This is a genomic window from Nocardia sp. NPDC051990, from assembly GCF_040680755.1.
Taxonomy (GTDB): Bacteria; Actinomycetota; Actinomycetes; order Mycobacteriales; family Mycobacteriaceae; genus Nocardia.
The window spans coordinates 24,150-40,384 of sequence record NZ_JBFAXH010000007.1 but is presented as its reverse complement, the minus strand read 5'-3'; the positions used below and the strand labels follow the sequence as shown (position 1 = coordinate 40,384).

Annotated in this window: 16 protein-coding genes; 3 read left to right on the top strand and 13 right to left on the bottom strand. The window is 65.4% G+C overall.

Annotated elements, in window-relative coordinates:
- Positions 1–106: 106 nt before the first annotated feature.
- The gene (locus AB0L63_RS15560; RefSeq protein WP_364500373.1) at positions 107–1,408 is read right to left on the bottom strand and encodes a hypothetical protein; all 1,302 of its coding nucleotides are present in this window, start codon (positions 1,406–1,408) and stop codon (positions 107–109) included.
- A gap of 32 nt (positions 1,409–1,440) precedes the next feature.
- Positions 1,441–1,941, bottom strand: coding sequence for a helix-turn-helix domain-containing protein (locus AB0L63_RS15555; protein ID WP_364500370.1), 501 nt, complete (start codon positions 1,939–1,941; stop codon positions 1,441–1,443).
- A gap of 87 nt (positions 1,942–2,028) precedes the next feature.
- On the opposite strand from AB0L63_RS15555, the gene AB0L63_RS15550 reads away from it, so the two are divergent.
- Complete coding sequence (locus tag AB0L63_RS15550; protein WP_364500367.1) at positions 2,029–2,460, top strand: nuclear transport factor 2 family protein; 432 nt, start codon at positions 2,029–2,031, stop codon at positions 2,458–2,460.
- On the opposite strand, the gene AB0L63_RS15545 is transcribed toward AB0L63_RS15550, so the two are convergent.
- The 7 genes from AB0L63_RS15545 to AB0L63_RS15515 form a co-directional block, all read right to left on the bottom strand.
- Positions 2,431–4,011 (bottom strand): ATP-binding cassette domain-containing protein, encoded by a 1,581-nt coding sequence (locus AB0L63_RS15545; RefSeq protein ID WP_364500364.1) that lies wholly within the window; start codon positions 4,009–4,011, stop codon positions 2,431–2,433. The genes AB0L63_RS15550 and AB0L63_RS15545 overlap by 30 nt on opposite strands.
- Before the next feature lie 428 nt (positions 4,012–4,439).
- Complete coding sequence (locus AB0L63_RS15540) at positions 4,440–5,012, bottom strand: adenine phosphoribosyltransferase (protein ID WP_364501039.1); 573 nt, start codon at positions 5,010–5,012, stop codon at positions 4,440–4,442.
- Positions 5,013–5,049: 37 nt separating this feature from the next.
- A complete protein-coding gene (locus AB0L63_RS15535; protein ID WP_364500361.1) occupies positions 5,050–6,756 on the bottom strand; it encodes an ABC transporter substrate-binding protein in 1,707 nt (568 codons plus the stop codon).
- 25 nt (positions 6,757–6,781) lie between these two features.
- Positions 6,782–7,996: a protein translocase subunit SecF gene (gene secF / locus AB0L63_RS15530; protein ID WP_364500358.1), complete on the bottom strand. Its 1,215-nt coding sequence runs from the start codon at positions 7,994–7,996 to the stop codon at positions 6,782–6,784.
- The gene (gene secD, locus AB0L63_RS15525) at positions 7,993–9,717 is read right to left on the bottom strand and encodes a protein translocase subunit SecD (protein WP_364500356.1); all 1,725 of its coding nucleotides are present in this window, start codon (positions 9,715–9,717) and stop codon (positions 7,993–7,995) included. The genes secF and secD overlap by 4 nt, the downstream gene beginning before the upstream one ends.
- A 146-nt stretch (positions 9,718–9,863) precedes the next feature.
- Positions 9,864–10,211: a preprotein translocase subunit YajC gene (gene yajC, locus AB0L63_RS15520; RefSeq protein WP_364500354.1), complete on the bottom strand. Its 348-nt coding sequence runs from the start codon at positions 10,209–10,211 to the stop codon at positions 9,864–9,866.
- A 180-nt stretch (positions 10,212–10,391) separates the two neighbouring features.
- Positions 10,392–11,882, bottom strand: a complete 1,491-nt coding sequence (locus tag AB0L63_RS15515; protein ID WP_364500351.1) for an NAD(P)/FAD-dependent oxidoreductase — start codon at positions 11,880–11,882, stop codon at positions 10,392–10,394.
- Positions 11,883–11,979: 97 nt separating this feature from the next.
- Here AB0L63_RS15515 and AB0L63_RS15510 point away from each other — a divergent pair, with 97 nt between their 5' ends.
- Both AB0L63_RS15510 and AB0L63_RS15505 read left to right on the top strand, forming a co-directional pair.
- Complete coding sequence (locus tag AB0L63_RS15510) at positions 11,980–12,630, top strand: TetR/AcrR family transcriptional regulator (RefSeq protein WP_364500348.1); 651 nt, start codon at positions 11,980–11,982, stop codon at positions 12,628–12,630.
- Positions 12,631–12,778: 148 nt separating this feature from the next.
- On the top strand, positions 12,779–13,354 hold the full coding sequence (locus tag AB0L63_RS15505) for a DivIVA domain-containing protein (protein ID WP_364500345.1): 576 nt from the start codon (positions 12,779–12,781) through the stop codon (positions 13,352–13,354).
- Positions 13,355–13,421: 67 nt separating this feature from the next.
- Here the strand turns inward: AB0L63_RS15505 and ruvB are convergent, their stop codons facing one another.
- The 4 genes from ruvB to AB0L63_RS15485 form a co-directional block, all read right to left on the bottom strand.
- Positions 13,422–14,507 (bottom strand): Holliday junction branch migration DNA helicase RuvB, encoded by a 1,086-nt coding sequence (gene ruvB, locus AB0L63_RS15500; protein ID WP_364500343.1) that lies wholly within the window; start codon positions 14,505–14,507, stop codon positions 13,422–13,424.
- A gap of 6 nt (positions 14,508–14,513) precedes the next feature.
- Positions 14,514–15,119 carry a Holliday junction branch migration protein RuvA gene (ruvA, locus tag AB0L63_RS15495; RefSeq protein ID WP_364500340.1) on the bottom strand — a complete coding sequence of 202 codons (606 nt, stop codon included), beginning with the start codon at positions 15,117–15,119 and terminating at the stop codon, positions 14,514–14,516.
- On the bottom strand, positions 15,097–15,684 hold the full coding sequence (gene ruvC, locus AB0L63_RS15490) for a crossover junction endodeoxyribonuclease RuvC (RefSeq protein ID WP_364500338.1): 588 nt from the start codon (positions 15,682–15,684) through the stop codon (positions 15,097–15,099). The genes ruvA and ruvC overlap by 23 nt, the downstream gene beginning before the upstream one ends.
- A 268-nt stretch (positions 15,685–15,952) precedes the next feature.
- Positions 15,953–16,234, bottom strand: coding sequence for a hypothetical protein (locus AB0L63_RS15485; protein WP_364500335.1), 282 nt, complete (start codon positions 16,232–16,234; stop codon positions 15,953–15,955).
- Position 16,235 lies beyond the last annotated feature (1 nt).

Genomic DNA, 16,235 nt, shown 5'->3' with positions numbered 1-16,235 from the left:
AAGGGAACCTCCTGTTCGAGTCAGAGGGCCAGCTTGCTCGACCTGAGCGTGCACCCGCTTCCACAAACGTGCGGTCGGTCTCTGTTGTCGTGCAGCGAGCGCCAGGCTACTGCTCGATGAGTCGACGACAGCCGTCCCGCCCGCCGGGCAGACCCACCGCATCGAGCCAGCGTTCGAGTTGGCCGAGCTGCCAGAGATCATCGATCTCCACCAGTACCGCGAGGAACGACAACTGCGCGACGGACAGCTCCGATCCAATACTGTTCGGATCGGGAAAGGCCCTGCGCAGGAAGGAAATACAGTCATCGTGCACGGTGCTCGGATTCGCGGCCCATGCCGCTTCGATCGCGGCGGGCAGCAGCGTCTCGAAATCGTCGACGCGGCTGACGAGTTCGCGAATGACATCGTGGCGCAGCCAGCCGTCCTGTCCGGGCAGGTGGCGATCGAACCACCGGTCGATGACCGCCGGATGCTCCAGCGCGGCCAGCAGCTCATCGGTCGCGCACTTCTCGCCGGCGAATGCGGGCGCGAGCGCGGCACAGGTGCGCACGCCGGGATGCGCATCGGCCAGCAGTTGCTCCGGCCGGCCGCCGTTGAGGCCGGATATCCGTGCGGCAGTGGCTCGTTCGACCGGATCCGACATGGTCGGCGCGATCTCATCCAGCCGCCGCAGCAGCGCGACCCGCTTCTCGGCATAGGCCGGATGCGCGGTGAGTTCGATCAGCGCCCGCAGCGCGGCCATGCGCACCGTCACATCCGGATCGTCGACCAGGGGCTCGACCGCATCGATCATGCCGGGAATGACGGCGCGACAGGCGATCTCGTCCCTGGCCCGCATCGCGGCGCGGAATACATGGTCATCGATGGCGGCGAGCAAGCCTGGTGGGGTCGGAACATGTTCCACCAAAAGGGCATTCGCCGGATCAGGCCCCAACTCGAGTAGCCCGGCACGCCGATTCGCCTTGACGCGCTGCAGATCCTCCTCGGTGCGGCCGGACGGATAGGCCTCGGCATAAAGTTGCTCATCGGAGATTCCCGAACAACACCCCTGCGCGAAGACCTCGAAGTAGTCCAGTAGCGCGATACGCAACGGTAGCGGGCCCGGATCCCACGGCAGGATGTCCGCTACCTTCATCTCGGTATGTGGATGCGCCAGCAGTTCCGCCACGATCGCGACGAACGGCGCAGTCGCGGAGTACACACTACCCTGATGTAGTAGCGCGGCATCGAGATAGCCGACCGCGTCGACACAGGCCTCGGCATCGCCGTCGATCAGCGCCCGCAGGTGCGCCGGAGCATCCACCGCCGGGCCATAAGCATGTTCCAGCTCGGCCCAATCGATATCGGCTATCGCCCGTAACACCGGATCCATCGGATTGATGATGCTGCAGCCGAGCACGTCGATCAACTCGAGCGAAACACTTGCGTTATCGGGAAGACCTACGGCGCCGGTTCCAGATGATCACCGATCAGCATGGTTCCCGGCCCGCGCCGCGCACCGGGACCGTGACGCCAGTACACATTGTCGGCAGTGAGCGGCGCACCGCAGTCACGGCAGACCACCACCCCGGACGTCGGATGTCCGCAATCGCGATGTACGACCAGCGCGGGCGGGCCCGCCGGCCCGGCAAGCCATTTATCGCCCCATGAGATCAGCATGGTGAGCACCGGATACAGATCGCGCCCCTGCTCGGTGAGCACATATTCGTGGCGCATCGGATTCGTCTGATATGCCCTGGCCTCGACGATCCCGTACTGCCGCAACGCCTCCAAGCGCGCGGTCAGAACATTCGAGGCGATGCCCAGATCGCGGCGGATGTCCTCGAACCGGTTCACCCCGACGAAAAGGTCGCGCAGGATGAGCGGTGTCCACCGCTCCCCGACCACGTCGAGCGTTCGCGCGATCGAGCACACAATGTCGGACATGGCAGCTTTGGGCACCCGCCCATTGTAGTCCATTGCTTTTTGCAAGTGACTTGGCTATGTTGCGAAGCATCGAAAGACCGAGTGCGAGGAGTGATGGAGACAATGTCGGATGCTGTCACGCGGTTTCGTGCGGCGACGGAGGCCAGCGATTTCGATGCGCTGATGACGACCCTCGCACCCGATGCCGCGCTGACCTCGCCACTCTCCGGCAGATTGGTCTTCCGCGGTCACCACGATCTGCGCATCCTGCTGACCGCGGCGTACGGCAGCCTCGGTCAGCTGCGCTGGACTGAGCAGATCGGCGACGGCGCGCGCCGTGTTCTGCTCGCCGCGGCAGCCGTCGGACCGTTCCGGATGACCGAGGCAATGATCCTCGAATTGGCCGACGACGGCCGCATTCACCGACTCGAACCGCACCTGCGGCCCTGGCTCCCACTGACCTTGCTTGCGGTGCGGCTGGGACCGCGCCTACTTCGTCATCCGGGCCTCATGCGCCGCGCGCTATCACGCGTCGACCAGCCCGTCGCCGATTAGTTCGAGACGTCTGGTCACCCCGATATCGTCGAGAAAACGAGGGTCGTGGCTGACGACGATCAGTGCGCCCTCGTAGTTGGCCAGAGCCTGGGTGAGATGGTCGAGGCTGGGCAGGTCGAGATTATTGGTGGGCTCGTCGAGCAGGAGCAGCCTCGGGGCCGGATCGGCGAGCAGGAGCATGGCCAGAGCCGCGCGGAGGCGTTCACCGCCGGACAGGGCCGACGCCGCGACGTCGGCGTCGGTGCCGCGGAACAGGAAGCGAGCCAGTTGAGCTCGGATCTGTTCGGCCGCCGCGTGCGGTGCGGTCGCGGCGACATTGTCGAAGACCGTGCGCTGCTCGTCGAAGATGTCCAGGCGCTGCGGCAGCATCCGCCACGGCACCTGCGGCGGTTCGGCGGCAATGCGTTGCAGCAGTGTGGTTTTGCCAGCGCCGTTGCGGCCGGTCAGTGCGACCCGCTCCGGACCCGAGACCCGCAATGTCACCGTCGGACCGCAAGCCAGTTCCACCTCTTCGATATCGATGACGCCCTGGCCCGGATACAGCCGCGTGTCCGGCAGGTCGATCCGGATCTGCCGGTCGTCGCGCAACAGATCCTCGGCCTGCTGCAGCTGTTCCTTCGCAGTGTCCAGCTTTTCGATGTGGCTATTGCGCAGCTTGCCCGCCGACACCTGCGCGGCCCGCTTGCGCTCGCCCATGACGATCTTCGGCTCGCGTTTGTTCTCGAACATCTTCTGCCCGTAACGCGCTCGGCGATCGAGTTTGATCCGGGTCTCGACCAGTTCGCGTGCCTGTTTGCGAACGTCACTGCGGGCGTCCCGGATCGCGGCGCGCGCCACCTCCTGTTCCGCCTCGATGATCCGCTCGTATTCGCTGAAATTGCCGCCGAACAAACGCAATTCACCCTGACGCAGTTCGGCGATAGTGGACATGCGCTCCAGCAGCTCGCGGTCGTGGCTGACCGTGACAACGGTGCCGGAGAACTGGCCGAGGACCTCGTAGAGGCGTTGGCGGGCAACGTGATCCAGGTTGTTTGTCGGCTCGTCGAGCAGCAGCACGTCCGGTTCGCGCAGCAGCTCGGCGACCAGGCCGAGCAGCACCGTCTCGCCGCCGGAGAGGGTTTCGAGGCGACGGTCCAGCCGTTCGGTCGAGTCGGCGAGGTAGTGCAGCCCGAGTCGCCCGAGCAGCGCGATGGCACTCTCCTCGACGTCCCACTTCGTGCCGACGAGATCGAAGTCGGACTCGTCGCCGAGGCCGGATTCGATGCGGTGCAATGCCTTTCGCGTTTCCGCGATGCCCAGCACGGCATCGACGCGCTGACCGTCGCCGAGGCCGAGGTCCTGACGCAGATATCCCAGCCGTCCGGTGACCGTGATCGAACCGCGCGCCGGTGTCAGCTCACCCGCGATCAGCCGCAGCAGGGTGGACTTGCCCGCGCCGTTGCCGCCGACCAGGCCGAGGTGGCCGGGTCCGAGCACCGCGTCCAGACCGTCGAAGACGGGGGTGCCATCGGGCCAGGAGAAAGTGAGATCGGAAAGAGACAGATTGGTCATGTGAACTCCAGAGGTTGCGCGGGAACGCGGCGCACAGGATGCGGGCCGCCCGAGTGGCTACCTCATGAGAGCAACGACATGACTCCGATCAACGGGGATAAGACCTGTCTAGATTAAACACATCCGCGGATGCTGCGCCAGTGATATTTCGATCACACGCCATGTCCGCAGCGCCGCGCGCTCCCGGAAACCCCGGTAGTCCGAGGAGACCGAGTAACCCACCTCGACCACCCGGTCCGCAATCCCCGAGCCACCACCGGATCGAATGTTCCTGTGCAAGGGCAGGTTCGGCGATCTGTGACGAATATGCTTCATAGACAACACTGTCGCGTCGTCATACCAAGCCCGAATCCGGCGCATCGACCCGGAAACACCCAGCCCGCGATACTCGCCGCTCGGACCGAGCCAGCAAACCGCAGCCGAGTGACCTAGATTCGTACCACCGCGGTCAACGGGTAATCGCCTTGGCGGTCCCGTCCGTTGAGGAATCCCAACTCCAGAACCACTGCGGCTGCGACGATTTCGGCTCCAGCGGCCTGGAACAGGTCCGCGGCGGCGGCCAACGTACCGCCTGTCGCCAAAACATCGTCGAGCAGCAGAACGCGCCGCCCCTTCAGCTCGACACCGTCGGCCGGAATCTCGAGCGATGCGATGCCGTACTCGAGGCTGTACTCCTGCGAGATGACCGGCGGCGGCAACTTCCCAGCCTTGCGCACCGCGATGACACCGGTTCCCAGTGTCGCGGCAACGCCGGCCCCGATGATGAATCCGCGAGCGTCGACACCCGCGACCAGGTCGGCATCGGGCGCGCACGCCGCGAGGCAATCGATAACGGCCCGGAAACCCTCTGGATCGGCAAAGACCGGCGTAAGATCGGCGAAGCGAATGCCGGGAGATGGGAAATCGTCACGCCAGCGGGTCAGGCGCTCGACCAGTTCGGCCGCCTTACCTGTCCGCTCGGCTAGAGCGTCGTCCGATTCCACCGCCGCATGCTTGCTCATCGACACCTCTCCATGTTTACTCACCCACCAACACCTGTCACCGCTTCAACACCCAGCGGTCCATGTTCCAGCCGGTGCCCGCCTGGGTGGGCCCGGCTATGCCGTTCTGCATACCGTTCCCGAACGCGATGGTGCGGGGTGTGACGAACAACGGAATGCTCGGCATCTCCGCCCACAGCAGGTTCTCGGCATCGGTGCGCAGATTCAGCGTTGTGGTCGAGTTGTCGTCGCCCGCAAGCTGATCGGTGATCGAATCGTAGCGGCCGTTACCGAAATGACCGAAATTGAGCCCGCTACCGGTGCGCAACGCACTGGTAGCGGCCACTCCGGTCTGGGATCCGGCCGGACCCGGCGCCGATGCCGTGCTGCCGAGAACAGCGTCAACTTTGCCCTCGGTGAGCTGGGACGGCGTGAAATCGGCGGATCCGGCATCCACCACATTGATACCGGCCGGTTTGCATGCGTCCGCGATCATCTGCACGGTCTGCGTGCGCCGATCGTCCGGCTGTACATATCCGATCCGAATGATCGGCTTCGCCGCACCGGCGGCCGCGGCCGCCGCGGTCGCATCACCGCCCCGATACTTGTCGGACGCGCCGATCACGTTCGAGTAGTACAGCGAATCCTGCTGTGTGATACGAGAATTCAGCACCGCGGTGCCGAGTCCGGTCTTCGGTGCGTCCTTGGCCTTGCCGAGCTTGTCGAACAAGTCCTGTCGCGGCACACAGAAGGCGAAGCCGCGCCGCGCGTCCGCCGAAGCGAAGACGCCCGAGGTACCCAGGACCAACTGCTCGGCGCCGCGCCCCGGCACGGTTCGCACCGAAAACCCGCCCAGATTGATGTCTTTCACCGATCCGGCGCCGATATCGATGACCCCGACGGCATTGTCGCCGACCTTCGCCTTCAGATCGGCGGTCTTCGGATACACCACGATCCGCCCGGTCTCGGGCTTATTGCCCCACCAGCGTTCGTTGGCGACCAGCACCAGACCGTCCTTGGCGGAGTAGGAATCAATCCGATACGGCCCCGACGACGGGAACCGCGAAAGATCCACCTTGTCCGCGCCGATCGTCCACCCGTTGTTCCAGAAGTCGGCGATCCGCTGCAGTGACGCCTGATCACCGGACTGCACGGCCGTCACCACATTTGGCACATTCGCCACCCGAGCCGCCACATGCGCGGGCATCAACTCACCCGCGGTGAACAGGTTGCGCCACGGCAGGTAGTGGTGGTCGGCACGGAACACGACGGTGGCGTCCTTGGATCCGGGCTGACAGTCCACCCGCTCGATATCGGCGTATCCGGCGGTGCTCGCGGCATCGAACAGCGGAACCTGACCGCGGTCGCCGGGTTTGGTGTAGCGGCCACTGCGCGCGGCCCAGGCGAGCACCAGATCGTCACATGACGTCGGCACCCCGTCGGAGTACACCCCGTCCGCATTGAGCCGGTACTGCACCGTCTGCGCATCACCCGGCACCTCTTTCGCGGTGCCGACATCGGTGTCCGCCACCTGCTGACCGTCCGGTCCCGTGTAGAAGAACCCGGTCAACACCCGCGCGAACACCGCATCCGAGCCGCTGCTCGCACCGAGCGTGGTACCGCCGTTGTAGCTGGCGATCACCGCGTCAACGGCATAGCCGATGGAGGGCACTTGGTTCTGGCTGGAGCACCCGACCGCCACCGTGGCAGCCACGGTACCCGCAGCCACTGCTCCGATCAGACGTGCCGCTAGCGACTGCTTCATATATGCAAACCCCTGCCGTCAGCTGTCAGTGCCTGCGCTTGTTCCGCTTTCCGCTCGGCCGGGCGCCCGGACGCGGAGTCTGGCCCAGTTCTTGTGCGAAGCCCGGCTCCCGCACGGGACGCGCACCCAGCTCCCGGCCGGTCGCCGCGAACGCGCGTCGCTCCGCCTCGTCGCCAGCACGCGCCGACGCCAGTCCGGCCCGCTTGTTGAGCACCTTCTTGGTGTGCGCCGCGACCGGACCCCACCGCTCCTTGATCGACACCAGCAGCGGCACCGCGAAGAAAATCGACGAGTACGCGCCGACGATCATGCCGACCAGCTGCACCAGCGCCAGATCCTTCAGCGTGCCGACGCCGAGCAGCCACACCGCGATCACCAGCATGCCGACAATCGGCAGGATACCGATAACCGTGGTGTTGATCGAACGCATCAAGGTTTGGTTCGCCGCGAGATTCGCCTGTTCGGCATAGGTGCGCCGGCTCGTATTGACCACACCGCGGGTGTTCTCCTCGACCTTGTCGAAGACGACGACATTGTCGTAGAGCACGTAACCGAGGATGGTCAACAGACCGATCACCGCGGCGGGTGTCACCTCGAAGCCGACCAGCGAGTAGATGCCCGCCGTGATGATCATGTTGAAGAACAGCGACGCGATCGCCGCGATCGACATATCGCGTTCGAAGCGGATCGCGATATAGACCATGGTGAGCGCGATGAATACGATCAGCGCGATCACCGCCTTCTTGGTGATCTGGCTGCCCCAGGTCTCGCTGATCTCGGTGATGCTGATCGCATTGCGCGAGACGTTGCCGTCCTTATCCTTCGGTTGGAAGGCGTTGAACAGCGCGGTCTGCACCGCGTCGGTTTGAGCGGCACTCAGCGTATCCGAACGGACCTGGATGGTCTCCGCCGAACCGGATCCGACCTTCTGCACCGTCACCGGGGCGTGGCCGATGGTCTGGGAGTAGATGTCCTCGACCTTCTGCGTGGTGGCTGTCCCCGCCGCGGGCAACTGGATGCGCGATCCGCCCGCGAAGTCGATGCCCAGGGTGAATCCGCGTAATCCGATGCTCAGCAACGAGATCAATACGAAAGCAGCGGTCAACGCGTAGTAGAAACGCCGCCGGCTGACGATCTTGAATCCGCCGGTACCGGTGTAAAGACGCTCGAAGACGCTGTGCTTGGGCGCCTCGTAATCGTTCACCTCGTCGGTGAAGGGCTCCAGGGTCGAGTTCGTCATCGTGCCGTCTCCTTAACCAGCGCCTCGCCGGCCCTACGCTCCCTGGCCACTACTTGAATCGCACCGAGCCCGTTGACCGACGGTTTCGCCCAGAACGACGAACGCGAGGCCAACATCATCAGTGGCGCGGTCACCAGGTAGAGCACGATCACGTCGAGGACGGTGGTGATACCGAGGGTGAACGCGAAGCCCTTCACCTGACCGGCGGCCAGGATGTAGAGCACCACTGACGCGATGAGGCTGACGGTCTTACCGGAGAGGTTGGTGCGCTGGGCCCGCTGCCAACCGCGCGGCACCGCCGAACGGAAGCTGCGACCCTCGCGCATTTCATCCTTGATACGTTCGAAGAACACCACGAAGGAGTCGGCGGTCAGACCGATACCGATGATCAGACCGGCGATACCGGCCAGGTCGAGCGTGAATCCGATCCACCGGCCGAGCAGCACGATGATGCCGTATACCGCCACACCCGAGGCGATCAGCGAGAATCCGGCGAGGAAGCCGAGCATCCGGTAGTAGAGCAGGCAGTACAGCAGCACCACCGCGAGACCGATCGCACCCGCGAGCAGACCCGCGCGCAGCGAGGACAGACCAAGCGTCGCCGAGACCGTCTCGGCCTCGGAGGTCTGGAACGACAGCGGCAGCGAACCGTACTTCAAGGTGTTCGCGAGTTCCTTGGCGCTGGCCGCGGTGAAACTACCCGAGATGGTGGTGCGACCGCCCTGCTGCGGACCCGACTGCACGACCGGCGCGCTGACCACCTTCGAGTCGAGCACGAATGCGACCCGCTTGTTGATGTACTCACCGGTCAGCGAGGCCCACGCATCGCTACCGCCGGATTTGAATTCGAGGTTCACCTCGTGGCGCGCCTGCTGCTGGTTGAGTCCGGAGGTGGCGTTCTTGATCTCCTGGCCGTCGATGCGGCTCTTGTCCAGCAGGAAGATTTCCTTGCCGTCGGTGGAGCAGGTGACCAGCGGCAAATTCGGATCGTCGTTACCGGTGAGCGGGTCGGACTTATTGCAGTCCAGCGCGGCCATCGCGGCCTGCTGCACCGTCTGATCGGTGCTCTGCCTGGTCGCCTTGGCGTCCGCGATCTCCTTCTTCGCCTGTTCCTGCGGCGTCAGCCCGCCGGGCGGGGCCGGCGGCGGGGTCGGGGCCTGCGCGGGGAAGACGCGCGGCTGTGGAGCCGACTCCGGCTCGGTGGTCGGCGCCGCCTCGGTGGTGGGCGCGGGCTGGGTCGGCACGGTGCCGTCCGGATTGAGCTGGATGGCGTCCGGAACCGTACCCGACGGCGCCATCCCCTCGGTACCCGACGTTTGCGCCGACGCCTTACCGCCGACCGCGGGCACTGCCGACAGCACCGGACGGATGTAGAGCTTGGCGGTCGTCGCCAGCGCCTTGGCCTGGCCACCGTCGTCACCCGGCACCGTGATCACCAGGTTGTCGCCATCGATGACGACCTCGGAACCCGAGACACCAAGGCCATTGACCCGGTTCTCGATGATTGTCTGCGCCCGGCGCAGGCTGTCCTGGCTGGGTTTGCTGCCGTCGGGGGTGCGGGCGGTCAATGTGACGCGGGTGCCACCCTGCAGGTCGATGCCGAGCTTGGGGGTCGAGGAATGGTCACCGGCGAAGAACACCAGCGCATAGATCACGGCCAGCAGCACGGCGTAGACGCCGAGCAACCGGAGCGGATGCGCCGATCCCTGGGAAGGTGGCACAGTTGGTCATCTCCTAGGCGGAAGTCGAGGATGGAACAGGCTGGGCGCGACCGGGCACCCGGACGGATAGCCCGCGGCGATCTGCGCACACGGGCTGGCCCTTTCGAGCAGCCTGCAAGCAATCGCTACGGTAGCCAGTGAACCGGTCAGTCCTTGGTCAGCCGGGTTTCGGTCTGCTCCGCGGACTCCTCGACGGGACCGGCCTCGGCCTCGTCGCTCACGGTCTCATCCGTGGTCTCGTCCTCGGTGCGCACATCACGGATGGCCTGCCGCAACCAGGTGGTGATGACGTCCTCGGCGATCTCGAGATCGACCGTGGTGTCGTCGAGATCGACCACGGTGCCGTACAGACCCGACGTGGTGGTGACCTGATCGCCGACCTTCAGGTTGTCCTGCATGGTCGTGACCTTCTCGGCCTCGCGCTTCTGGCGACGTACACCGAGGAACATGGGCACGAGCAGGGCTACCAGTAGGAGCGGAAACAGAAGTTCCATCGTCGAAGTCAGTCCCTAGTCTGTGGGTGGTAGTGGGCTATTACCCCAACAGTCTGCCAGCTCATGTCGGCACCACCACACCGGCACACCCTTGACGTACCGGAATGCGGATCTCCAGCGATCCAGGACAGCACGCGCCCGGCGACCGAGCGACGGTCGCTGGGCACGCAATGGGGCGTCCTAGGCGATCTTGCCGTACGTGTAGTCGTCGAGCGGGAAGCTGACCGCCTCGCGGTGCGCATTGACGGTGCTGGTGGGGCGTAGTAGCGCGGCCTCGCCGTGCTGGTTGAAATAGTAGCTGCGCGCGGTCGCGCAGTCGCCGCCGTAGAACACCGAGGAACCCAACTTCTCGGTGACGCGGTCCAGGAACCGGGTATTGGCCTGCTCGGTCACCTCGAAGGTGGTCTCGCCGCGCCGGAACATTTCACCGAGCAGCCTGCCCATATGCTTCATCTGGGCCTCGATGGTGGTGAAGTAGGACAGGCCGCTGTAGGAGTACGGGCTGTTGAGGCTGAAGAAGTTCGGGAACTTCGGCACGGTGATGCCCTCATAGGCCTGGAAACGATTGTCACGCCAGAACTTTCCGAGATCGACACCGTTGCGGCCGACGATCTCGATGGCTGGAAAGTTCACATCCCAGAGGTTGAAGCCGGTGGCCAGGATCAGGGTATCGATCTCGGTCTTGTGCCCGTCGGCGGTGACGATGCCGTCGGCCTCGATGTGATCGATCGAATTGGTCTCCAACCGGACATTCGGCTGGTTGAACGTCTTGAAGTACTGGTTGGAGAAGGTGGGGCGCTTGCAGCCGAAGTCGTAGTGCGGGGTGAGCTGCTTGCGAATCTGCTTATCGCGCACCTGCGCCCGCAGATGCGCCTTGGCGAGGATGCCCACGGCCATATTCAGCGGCTTGGCCTGATCGAAGTGCAGTACGCCGATCACCATGAGCGCCTCCAGCAGACTGGTGCTGACCAGCCGCGCGGCCTTCTGGGTCACGGGTACCCGCGCGAACAGCTGCTGCACCGGCGCGGGAATCGTGGTGTCGATCTTCGGCACCACCCAGATCGGGGTGCGCTGGAAGACCGTGAGTTCCTTGGTCTTCTTGGCGGCTTCGGGTACCAGCTGCACGGCCGTGGCGCCGGTGCCGATGATGGCGGCCCTGCGGCCGGTCAGGTCGAAATCGTCCTCCCACGCGGTGGTGTGGATAATCTTGCCCGCGAAGGAATCGATGCCGGGAAACGGCGGCGTGTAGGGCTGGGACAGGAACCCGGTGGCGGTGAGTAGGTAACGGCCGGTGAGGGTTTCACCGCCGGCGACGGAGACGACCCAGTGCTGTTGCTCCTCGTCCCAGCGGGCGCCGTCCACCACGGTGCCGAAACGCATCCGGCGGCGCAGGCCGTACTTGTCGGCGACGTGGGCGGCGTACTTCTCGAGCTCCTTGCCCGGTGCGAACAGGCGCGTCCAATACGGGTTGGGCTCGAAGGAATACGAGTAGGTCACCGAGGCGATATCGACCGCGAGACCCGGGTAATGATTGACATGCCAGGTGCCGCCGAGGTCGTCCTCGCGCTCCAGAATGACGAAATTGCTCAGACCCAGCCGGTCGAGCTCGATGCCCGCCCCCATGCCGCCGAATCCCGCACCGACCACGACCGCGTCGTATCGAGGCGCCACGTCGAACCTCCCGCTTGAACATTCTATCGGGAATGTAGGAACCATCCCTCGCGGAATGACACATCATTCCGTTTGTGAACACCGTATCATCGGAGACGTGACGAAGCCATCCACGCGTACGCCCCGCCCAGTGGCCGGAAATGCGATCCAGCGACGCAAGGCCGAACTGCGGCAGGAAATCATCGATACCGCCTTCGTGTGCTTCGCCGAGAAGGGCTATCACGCCACCGGCATCGCCGATATCGCCAATGAATTGGGCATCGGCCACGGCACCTTCTACCGGTACTTCAGCAATAAGCGCGAGATCATCGACGTGGTCATCGACGATCTCGCCACCAGGATCGTCGAGGCGCTCGGCACCGATAACGCGCCCGAGGCCGCCACCTCCCTCGACGAATATCGCGCCCAGATCGATCGCATCGGCACGGCGCTCACCCGGATTCTCGTGGACGATCGCCGGGTCGCCCAACTGCTGCTGTTCCACGCCACCGGCATCGATGACGAACTCACCGCCCGGCTCTACGGCCTACTCGATATGGCCGACGCCCTCACCGCGGGCTATCTGTCACACGGCGTCGAACTCGGCTATCTGCGTGCGGATCTCGATACCAGGTACACCGCCAAGGCGGTGACCGGCATGCTGCTCGCTGGCATCGTGCACGGGCTGCGCAATCCGGACGAGGCCGCGGTGCGGGAGTTGAACGAGGCGATCCGGCGGCTGCTCATCGATGGTGTGCGCAAGGACTGAATTCCGGTAAATCTCCATGACCACATGGGCCGATTCCAGCTAGGTGGGTTCCGGATCGAGCGGCCAACAAGGGCAACACGTGTTCTGCAGAGACCGGCTAGCTCGAAAAAACCGCATTCGCCGCGAGCAGGGCAGCGACCCTGGAACAATGTCACAGGTGACCCCCGACGACGTGAGCCGAATCCACTTCGCCACCATGCCACCCATGGGGCACGGCGGCTACCACGCTGATGAGGTCGACGCGTTCGTGGAACTGGTCTCGGCGACCTTGGCCGGCCAGGGCGTGCTGACCGCCGACGATATCCGGCACGTCGCCTTCGACGCACCGTGCTTCGGCGGCCGCGGCTATCAGGCCGACCAGGTCGATGAATTCCTGGACCAGGTCCGCATCGAACTGGAGTACCGGCAGCGTGGCGCCCGCCCGGTCCCCGCCGCTGGCAATGGTTCCGGTGCCGCCGCGCTGCTCACCCCCAACGATGTGCATCGCATGCAGTTCACCCAGGCCGCGGTCGGCCGCCGCGGCTACGACATCGAGGAAGTAGACGCCTTCCTGGACCTTGTCGCCGCCACCGTCGCACACGGCGGGCCCGGCAGCCTGACCTTTTCCGACGTCCGCGCCGTCCGCTTCTCCGAGGCCCGCCTGGGTACTCCCGGCTACACCCGCGACGAGGTCGACGCCTTCCGGGATCTGGTCGTCACCGCCCTCGAAAACAACCACCGCTAGCCACTGCCCGAGGCGCGCCCCGGATCAAAGCCAACTGGAATCCATGGCGGTATCGCCCGAGGCCCGATCAGTCGAACAGGTCGAGAGTCGGGTGCGGTTCGCGGCCGCGGACTTCGATGGAGCCGAAGACGAGATCGGGGGGCGGCACGAGGCCGAGATGTTCCCAGGCCGCCGCGGTCGCGACGCGTCCGCGCGGGGTGCGGGCGACCATGCCCGCGCGGACAAGGAACGGCTCACACACCTCTTCGACGGTCGCGGCCTCCTCCCCCACGGCGACCGCGAGGGTCGAAACACCAACAGGCCCACCGCCGAAGCTGCGGACCAGCGAGCCGAGAACGGCGCGGTCGAGGCGGTCCAGGCCGAGCACATCCACATCGTAGACCTCGAGTGCGGCCTGGGCGATGGGACGGGTGATCAGGCCGTCGGCACGAACCTCGGCATAGTCACGGACGCGACGCAGCAGGCGGTTGGCGATACGTGGGGTGCCGCGGGAACGGCCAGCGATCTCGGCGGCAGCGTCGCGGTCGATGGCGACGCCGAGGATGTGGGCCGAACGCTGCAGAATACGCAGGAGTTCTTCGGGGTCGTAGAAATCCATATGGCCGGTGAAGCCGAAGCGATCGCGCAGCGGTCCGGTGAGCGCACCGGACCGGGTGGTCGCGCCGACCAGGGTGAACGGCGCGATATCGAGCGGAATCGAGGTCGCCCCAGGGCCTTTCCCGACGACCACGTCGACGCGGAAATCCTCCATGGCGAGGTAGAGCATCTCCTCGGCCGGGCGGGCGATCCGGTGGATCTCATCGATGAACAGCACATCACCCTCGACCAGATTGCTCAGCATCGCGGCGAGATCGCCCGCGCGTTCCAGCGCGGGGCCGGACGTAATGCGCAGTGCCGTACCGAGTTCGGCGGCGATGATCATCGCCATGCTGGTCTTGCCGAGCCCGGGTGGACCGGACAGCAGCACATGGTCCGGGGTGCCGCCGCGCTGTTTGGCACCGCGCAGCACCAGCGCGAGCTGTTCGCGGACGCGCGGCTGGCCGATGAAATCGTCCAGGGACTTCGGGCGCAGACTGGCCTCGATATCACCGTCGGATTTGAGATAGCTTGCGCTGACCTGGGATTCGGCGTCTGATTCGGGATCGTGATCCATGACGTGCTACCGGTTCTTCCCCAGCGAACCGAGTGCGGCCCGCAGCGCGATCGAGGTATCGGCTGCTGGATTCTCGGCGAGTACCGCATCGACCGCGGGCTCGGCCTGTTTGACCGGGAAGCCGAGTCCGACCAGCGCCTCGACAACCTGCTCGCGCACCGGCGTGAGCACGGGCGACGGTGTGCTGCCGGGCGGACCCGCCTGCACCGGAACGAGATTCACCTTGTCGCGCAACTCGACAACCATGCGCTCGGCACCGCGCTTACCGATGCCGGGCACCCGGGTCAGCGCCGCGACATTGCCTTCCGCCAGCGCCTTGCGCAATGCCTCGGGCTCGAGCACCGCGAGCACCGCCATGGCCAGCCTGGGGCCGACGCCGGAGACGGTCTGCAAAAGGCCGAACAGATCACGTGATTCGGTATCGGCGAAGCCGAACAGTGTCATCGAATCCTCGCGCACGATCATCGCCGTGAACAGCCGGGATTCCTCGCCGCGGGTCAGTGTGGACAGCGTCGCCGGGGTGACATTGAGCCGGTAGCCCACGCCCGCCGCCTCGATCACCACATGATCGAGCGCGATCTCGAGCAGCTCACCGCGTACCGACGCGATCACCGCGCACCACCTTCCGTTGTTCGGCAAGCCGCTGTGTATACCGCCGCTGCGCCTCGGCGGCCCGCGCCTCGGCCTCGGCCATCCGGGCCATCAGCGGCGCCCGCCAACAATGACAGATCGCCAGGGCCAGCGCATCGGCCGCATCCGCCGGTTTCGGCGCGACTTGGAGGCCGAGGATACGCGTCACCATCGCGGTCACCTGAGCCTTGTCCGCGCTACCGTTGCCGGTGACGGCGGCCTTCACCTCGCTCGGGGTGTGGAAGGCCACCGGTATTCCCCGCCGGGCGGCCGCCAGTGCGATCACTCCGCCCGCCTGTGCGGTACCCATCGCGGTACGCACATTGTGCTGTGCGAATACCCGCTCGATCGCGACCGCGTCGGGTCTATGCGTATCCATCCAGCGTTCGGCGACGTCGGCGACGCCCATCAGCCGATACGCCAGGTCCATATCCGCGGGGGTGCGCACCACATCGACGTCGAGCGCCGTCACCTTCCGCCCCAGTCCGCCCTCGACGATGCCGAGGCCGCACCGGGTGAGTCCCGGGTCGACGCCCATCACCCGCACACGATCCCCTCTCGCGAAAGCACGAACAACTGTTCGAGAGTCTAGTGGACGCGGCGCACACCCGGCACCAACGACACAGTACCCGTCCGGGATTCGGCTGGTCGCGAGCCAGTCGAACGTGTGGCAGCAGCTCACATACACATCGCTGCCGGAGTCCGAATCCACGACGATCACCTGCCGTCCTGCAGGATTCGGCAGGTCACCGTGCTGCCGCTGGATCCGCTGACGCTGGCCGACACCCGGCCGGTGCGGACGAATCCGGTCAGGGTCACGGCTCGGTCCACGGCAGCGGCGAATCGTTGGCCTTGGCGGTGTTGAAATCGCCACTGCTGTAAGAGATATCGGCGGTGCCGGAGCCGGTGACCTCGTAGGTGATCGAGTCCTTCTTCGATTCCTTGTCGATCCATAGGCGGATCCGAAGACCGCGACGCAGCCGCCGACGGTGCGCACGATCGCCAGGAAGACGCTGCCGAGCACCCCGGCCACGCCCACCCAGGTTTACTGGAGCGAATTCACAGGCTTTCTCAAGGAACGGTACCGACAATGCCATA